The 6,656-nt window shown below is 58.2% G+C and carries 3 protein-coding genes and 1 pseudogene; 1 reads left to right on the top strand and 3 read right to left on the bottom strand.

Going from position 1 to position 6,656, the window contains the following annotated elements; genetic code table 11:
- The first annotated feature begins 53 nt into the window (after nucleotides 1–53).
- Nucleotides 54–389, top strand: coding sequence for an MBL fold metallo-hydrolase (locus U1T56_RS23785; RefSeq protein WP_418162002.1), 336 nt, complete (start codon nucleotides 54–56; stop codon nucleotides 387–389).
- A 577-nt stretch (nucleotides 390–966) separates the two neighbouring features.
- Here U1T56_RS23785 and U1T56_RS23780 read toward each other — a convergent pair.
- From U1T56_RS23780 to U1T56_RS23770, 3 genes and pseudogenes are all read right to left on the bottom strand, one after another.
- Nucleotides 967–3,991: pseudogene (locus U1T56_RS23780) on the bottom strand (type I restriction endonuclease subunit R).
- On the bottom strand, nucleotides 3,988–5,757 hold the full coding sequence (locus tag U1T56_RS23775) for an anti-phage dCTP deaminase (protein ID WP_418162001.1): 1,770 nt from the start codon (nucleotides 5,755–5,757) through the stop codon (nucleotides 3,988–3,990). Before U1T56_RS23775 ends, U1T56_RS23780 begins: the two are co-directional and overlap by 4 nt.
- A partial coding sequence (locus U1T56_RS23770; protein WP_418162000.1) for a restriction endonuclease subunit S occupies nucleotides 5,754–6,656 on the bottom strand: 903 nt, incomplete at its 5' end. The genes U1T56_RS23775 and U1T56_RS23770, both read right to left, overlap by 4 nt.

Here is a 6,656-nt window from a genome sequence, read left to right as displayed (position 1 = left end):
GCCACTATATCGCCGCCGGCCGGACCAAGACCTTCAATGGGGCTGAGGTGTAGGTGCTGCCCGGTATCCGCGCGCTTGCCACGCCCGGGCATACGCCGGGGCATACGCGCTTCCTGCTGAAATCGGCCGGGGAGCGGTTGCTCGTCTGGGGAGACATCGTACACAACACGTACGTGCAGTTCAGCCGGTGGCAGACCACGATCGCGTTCGACCCCGACCAGAAGCAGGCGGCTGCCACGCGCAAGCGGATGCTGGGAATGAGCGCGAAAGACCTCCTACTCGTGACCGGCATGCACCTGCCCTTCCCAGGGATCGGTCACGTGAGGTTCGACAGACGCAGACGCCACAGTTGGGTGCCGATCGACTTTGCGCCCATGCGCAAGCACTGAGATTTTCCTCACCCCGGGCGCCTTATGCCTTACATCGTCACCCCTGCCGACGTGCATTCTGCGCCCCCTCAGGGGGGCTTGCGGCTGGGTTCCAAACGCCCCGTGAGGAGATCAATCGCCCCAGCTGCTGCTCGGTCGCTGCGCCTGCCGTCACGTCTTGCTTCGTGCAGGTACCACTTCTTGCCGTAGCCCGGGTAAACCACCACGGGTGCCGGGTATACGTACAACGGCTGCGGCGCATGCATGTCCAGGGCGGGCTGTAGAGAACACGTGGGGTCGGATAGACCACCGCTGGCGCCGGTCACGACATGTAGACGTCGGCCCTGACAAGCCGTCTCTCAAAGACCATGGTACGCAAGAATCCTGGCCCTCCGTCGCCCGTATCCCGTATTGCCTGCGCCAGCCGTGGGTGGTGCTGCGCCTGCAGACTTGCATAGCGGCGACGCGGTCATGGACCTCGTGGCAGGTGGTTGACCATCCGCAGACTGGCTTTTCGAGCTTACGCGCACCGGCGCGGGTTGCCGGGGCGAGTCGATCAGTCCGGCAAACCGACCACACCGGCGGGCATCAACTCGCCCTACGCGCCAGTTCTCTTCGCCGTCGCGAGACGGTCGTAGACCTGGCTTCCTAGCCATTTCGAGACCAGCTCCTGCAGTTCTGGCTTGCCCATGTAGTCGGTGAACAGCTCCTCGTTCAGTTTCATGCGCTCGATGAACAAGGACTCGAGGACCTGCCGAAACACGAGCTGAAACTTGTCCAGCGAATTGACCTCGGCTGCTTTCTGCAGCGACTCGTTCTGACTCGCGGCCTCTGCGATTTGGTCGAAGAACAGCTGATCGGCTTCGTTCAACTCGCCGCCAAAGCGCTGGTTGATGATGTCAATCAGGCGTGACAGCGAAACATGCTCTTCACGGACCATGCCCGACCCCACCTCGCGAGGGCCGTCCAGTGGCTTGGCGTAGCCCTCGTTCAGGCTGATCGAGCCTTCACTGATCTTCTGCAGCCGGTAGTAGTCGAGTTCGACCTCCTCGTCGAACTGGTAGCCCGGCCCGCTCCTGCGCTTGGGCAGCTTCAATGCGAGGTGCCGCAGGTAGGTGTAAAGCTTTTCGAGATCGCTGTCCTGGTAAGGGATCACCTGGCTCAGGAAGCTGTAGAGGTTTTGGAAGGCCTGCAGCTTGCCGCGCCAAAGCTCGGCCTCCTCTTCCTGTGTGCCTTGCATCTGCGAAAAGCGCGCGACGGCCTGGTCGAGAATCGCGTTGATCGCCTTGTGGTCGCCGGGGCTTTGGCGGCGCTTGGGCGCGAAGAACACGCGAGCGAAGTCGGCCACCTCGGTCTGCAGAGATGTCCGAGGCGTCGAGTTCGGCCTTGACTTCGTACAGCCGGTCGGGGTCGACCTCTTCGCCCATGACCGAGCCTTCGTAGTACTGGCGAAACGCCTCCTGGATGTCGCCCGGCTCATTGACGAAGTCTAGCACGAAGGTGTCGTCCTTCAACGGGTGCGTTCGATTCAGGCGTGAGAGGGTCTGCACGGCCTGAATGCCGGCCAGGCGCTTGTCGACATACATCGTGTGCAGCAGCGGCTGATCGAAGCCGGTCTGGTATTTCTCCGCGACCAGCAAGACCCGGTAGTCCGGTTTGGCGAAGGTGTCGGGCAAGTCCTTCTCCTTGAGGCCACCGTTCATCTCCACCTCGGTGTACGACTTCCCCGGTATCTTGTCGTCGTTCACCGAGCCCGAAAACGCCACGAGGCTCCGGATCGGGTAACCCTTCTCCCGGATGTAGCGATCGAATTCCTGCTTGTAGCGCACCGCCTCCAGCCGCAAGCCGGTGACCACCATCGCCTTGGCGTGGCCGCCGATCTTGTGCCGGGTGAAGTGCTGGAAGTGCTCGACCATCACCTCGGTCTTCTGGCCGATGTTGTGCGGGTGCAGCCGCATGAAACGGGCCAGCGCCTTGGCCGCCTTCTTGCGCTCGACGTTGGGGTCGTCCTGGGCCTTCTTGATCAGCTTGTAGTAGGTCTTGTAGGTGACGTAGTTCCTGAGCACGTCTTCGATGAAGCCTTCCTCGATGGCCTGGCGCATGGTGTAGCGGTGGAAGGGCTCGCCGTTGCGGCCGAAGATCGCCAGCGTCTTGTGCTTGGGCGTGGCGGTGAAAGCGAAGAAGCTGATGTTCGGCTGATGCCCACGCTTGGCCATGGAGCGGAACAGGCGCTCCAGTTCGACTTCGCCTTCTTCCTCGGCCATCTCCTGCGCCTTGCGGCGCAGATGCTCGCCACCGAGCACGCCCTTGAGCTCGGTCGCCGTCTCGCCGGATTGCGAGCTGTGCGCCTCGTCGATGATCACCGCGTACCGGCGGGCCGGCAGATGACTCTTGCTGCCTTCGCCGCGCTCCTCGCTCAGCTTGGCCAGCTGCCCCGACACGAACGGGAACTTCTGCAGCGTGGTGATGATGATCGGCACTCCGGCTTCCAGGGCCTCGGCCAGCTGGCGCGAGTCCTCATCGATTTTCTGCACCACACCCTGGCGGTGGTCGAACTGGTAGATCGTGTTCTGCAACTGACGGTCCAGCACCACACGGTCGGTGATGACCACCACGCTGTCGAACAGCCGCTCGTCGCGCGCGTTGTGCAGACTGGACAGCCGATGCGCTAGCCAGGCAATGGTGTTGCTCTTGCCGCTGCCGGCCGAATGTTCCACCAGATAGTTGTGGCCCACGCCCTCGCTGGCCGCCGCCGCGACCAGCTGCCGCACGGCCTGAAGCTGGTGGTAGCGCGGGAAGATCAAGCTCTCCTTGCGAACCTTCTTGCCCTCGTCCGTGGTTTTCTCTTGCACATCCAGATGCAGGAAGCGGGCGAGCAGGTCGAGCAGGCTGTCACGCTGCAGCACCTCTTCCCACAGGTAGGCCGTCTTGTAATTGCGCCCCGCGGGGTCGGGCGGATTGCCGGCGCCGCCGTCCACGCCCCGATTGAAGGGCAGAAAGTGGGTGGAGGAGCCCGCCAGCCGCATGGCCATGTGCGCCTCCTCGGTGTCTACCGCAAAATGCACCAGCGCACGCTTGCTGAACACGAAGATCGGTTCGCGCGGGTCCCGGTCGTGACGGTACTGATGGATGGCGTTGGCCGCGGTCTGGCCGCTCAAGGGGTTCTTGAGTTCCAGCGTCACCACCGGGATGCCGTTGACCGACAGCACCACGTCCAGCGACTTCTCCGATGTCGGGCTGTAGTGCAACTGCCGGGTCAACCCCAGCCGATTGGCCTGGTAGCGCGCCTCCAGCTCCGGGTTCAGGCCATGGGCGGGACGAAAGAAGGCAATCCGCAAAGTCTTGCCGAAACACTTGAAGCCATGGCGCAGCGTGGCCAGCGCGCCGTGGGTGTCCAGCCACTTGCACAAGGACTCCAACACCCGCGCACCGGTCTGCTCGCCGTGCAGCGCCTCCAGCTTCTGCCACACCGCGCCCTGGGTGGACCGGATGAAGGCCAGCGCCTCTTCGGGGAAGATGGCCCGCTCGCGGTCGAAGCCCTTGGCGTCGATCCGCGCATAACCATCGGCCAGCAGAATCGCCTCGATGGCGGTTTCGAACGCGGCTTCGCTGGTGCGCTTCATGTGCTGGCCCGTTTTTCCCAGAGGTCAGAAGCCGCTTTCTCAATATCCAAGTACGACTTTGGAAGCAATGGTGTGCGGGCAACCGCGTTCTCCTTACTCCACTCGACAGTGCGTCCTGTCTTGTCTTTTCGCTTAAGCTTTGAACCACCGCCAAGCGACATGGAAAAAAGATCGAGGAACCGTCTGGCACCAACTCCAGTGAAAGGCTCAAACAAGACACGATCATCTTTGGGATGTTCATCGAAACTTATTCGAAGTGATATCGCTTCAGAGTGAAGGTCCAGCGCCCGACTCTTTGGGTAAGGTTCGACATAAACGACACGCTTTATCCCAGCATCAATGATGTGTTTGGCGCAGTTGTGACAAGGGAAGGTCGTGCAATACAGCGTTGCCCCCAACGTCGAAATACCAACGCGCGCGCAGGACAGGATTGCTTCCATTTCGGCATGGACTACCCGTCCGAACTCAGTTAGGTTGGATATCTTGCTCTTCGCAAGAATAGATTCGAGCTCTCGCCTCCTCTCTTCGCTCGCAAATGACTGTTCGATTAGTGTGTTAACAATTTCATGAATAATCTCTTGCTGAGCCGCCTTGTTCGAATCCTTTTCCCTCTTATAGTCCTTACCGTCTTCTACGTCATACACCTCACCGGTTGCAGGGTCGACCTCCGCCCAATACTGACCGCCACCAAATTTGGGTGTGTCATTGGCTCCAGTTGCGAGGATCTGTTGATTGCGCGCAATGATGGCGCCAACCTGTCGAGATAGGTCGCTAGACCTGATTGAGGAGTTGAACGCCATAAACATAGCAAACTCGTCAAAAGTCGGGCTTCTGAATGGATTGGAGAAAAGCAACTCCAAAAACCGCTGAATCGTATTCTTTACTTGGTCGTTGTTTTTTCCAAGACTGATAAAAAAATCAGACAAATGGAAAGTATCCCTGGTTCTCTGCCCGTGTTCGATCTTCTCATCTTCATCGACGCGAATAAGTTCTTCAGCTTGCACTTGAGTTAGCGATTTATCATGGACTAGATAGGTGTGCCTGCGTTTCTCATCGGCGTGAATGCCGAACAAGTAGAACCCCTCGCCATATACCTTGCGCAAAAACTCGACCTCATCCGGATGTTTTAAAGAGTTGACAATGTACGCCGTCTTTTTTGGATCGCTTTCCCGCAATTCCTTAATCTTATGAGCTGCTCCGGCTGCTAGTATCGCGTTGTTTCTTGTTTTGTTTCTGAGTTCATCGCCATGTTTCATGTAGTGTTTTATTCGATCATACTCCCCAACTTTGCCATCTGGTCTGGGCAATAGATCCGACACACGAATCTCTTTCACGGCATATCCGAAACCTTGCAGACGGTCTATCAGCGGACCTAGTACGCGCATGTACTCGGTCCCGACGGCGTTCACGATACCAATAACCAATTCAGTGTCTTGGAATTTCCCTTGCAGATAGAGACCTTCCGGGGTATCTGTCTTCTCGTCACTCGGCTTTATCCCTGTGGCCACTTCCGCAGCCTGCGCAATCGTCACCTCGTGTTCTTTGTATTCCTCGGGATAAAGCAGATGAGGAACAGAGGTTTGTAACTGCTCAAGTCCTGGACTCCTGCCCTGGAATTGCAGCGTTCCCGTACTGATGAACCAGTTCAGGACTCCTCCATTGAGGCGGAGCACCATTTTATTTGATTGACCATCGCTCCATTCGCCGCCGAGAGACGAGAGCTTGTGCCTTAGTTCCTCGGGGGTGCCAGTAAACTTGAGATTCATAGGCATTGTTCCTTAACGGTAATCTGTCCAGTCACCGCGGCAGTAATCAGTGGGGCACGGCGTTCCTTCAGCAAATCAACGCTCATTCGAATTGCCTTGCGCTGGCGGTCGATTCGTTCTGTACCATTCCGAATTTCAGTAACAATTCGTTCTTGTTCTTGAAGTGGAGGAACTGGTATTCGTATAGCACCAAGAGCCTTCCGATTGATCTTTGGCATTGCGACCCGAGCGGATTCGAGCTCTGCCCACGTAGAGAAATCCTCGGAGAGCAAGAGATACTGCAGATACTTTGGCAGCAGTCTCTCGGACGGACGGAGCGCGTACATGTTCGCACTACACAAGCAGTCCTCATCGGCCAGTGCGAGCTTACGCAGTGCGGGACGAATTTTTGAATAAAGGACATCGCCCTTTCTGAACAAATAATTCCCACTTATCGCACCTTGTTCTACAGAGGTCTCTGTACAGATAACATGCCCCGTGCGTGACTCAATATGATTGGGGGCTATCAGGATCATTTCTAAGAAACGGTCATCTTCAGGATCGACCTGCCCCTCAGATATGAAAACGTCCCAAGAGAATTTGGTTGTTGGCCAATGCGCCGGAATCTCGCCCAGCCACTCCTGACCGGAAGGCTTGAGCGGGACGTTGGGATCGAGGCCGCAGGTGACGACGCGGCTGATGAGGGCGGCGCGTTTTTCTTCCAGCAGCGCCAGCATGCGTTCCTTCTCGGCAATCAGCGCGTCGATGCGGGCGGTTTCGCGGTCGAGGTAGTCGGCGATACTTGATTGAACTTCGATTGGCGGGACGCGAATCTTGAGCGATCCGATGAAGTCCCAGCTAGCGCGAGGCATCTTCGCACCAAAGGTTGACGCATCAACGGCTCCCACAAAGTCTGGCGT

The sequence above is a fragment of the Benzoatithermus flavus genome (genome assembly GCF_037908215.1).
In the GTDB taxonomy this organism is placed as follows: domain Bacteria; phylum Pseudomonadota; class Alphaproteobacteria; order Geminicoccales; family Geminicoccaceae; genus Benzoatithermus; species Benzoatithermus flavus.
The sequence above is the reverse complement of the archived record's forward strand: the minus strand, read 5'-3'. Positions and strand labels throughout refer to the sequence as shown.

Bases quoted from the DNA above. Each gene is read 5' to 3' on its own strand.
- U1T56_RS23775 (WP_418162001.1), bottom strand. From the start codon at position 5,757: ATGAATCTCAAGTTTACTGGCACCCCCGAGGAACTAAGGCACAAGCTC.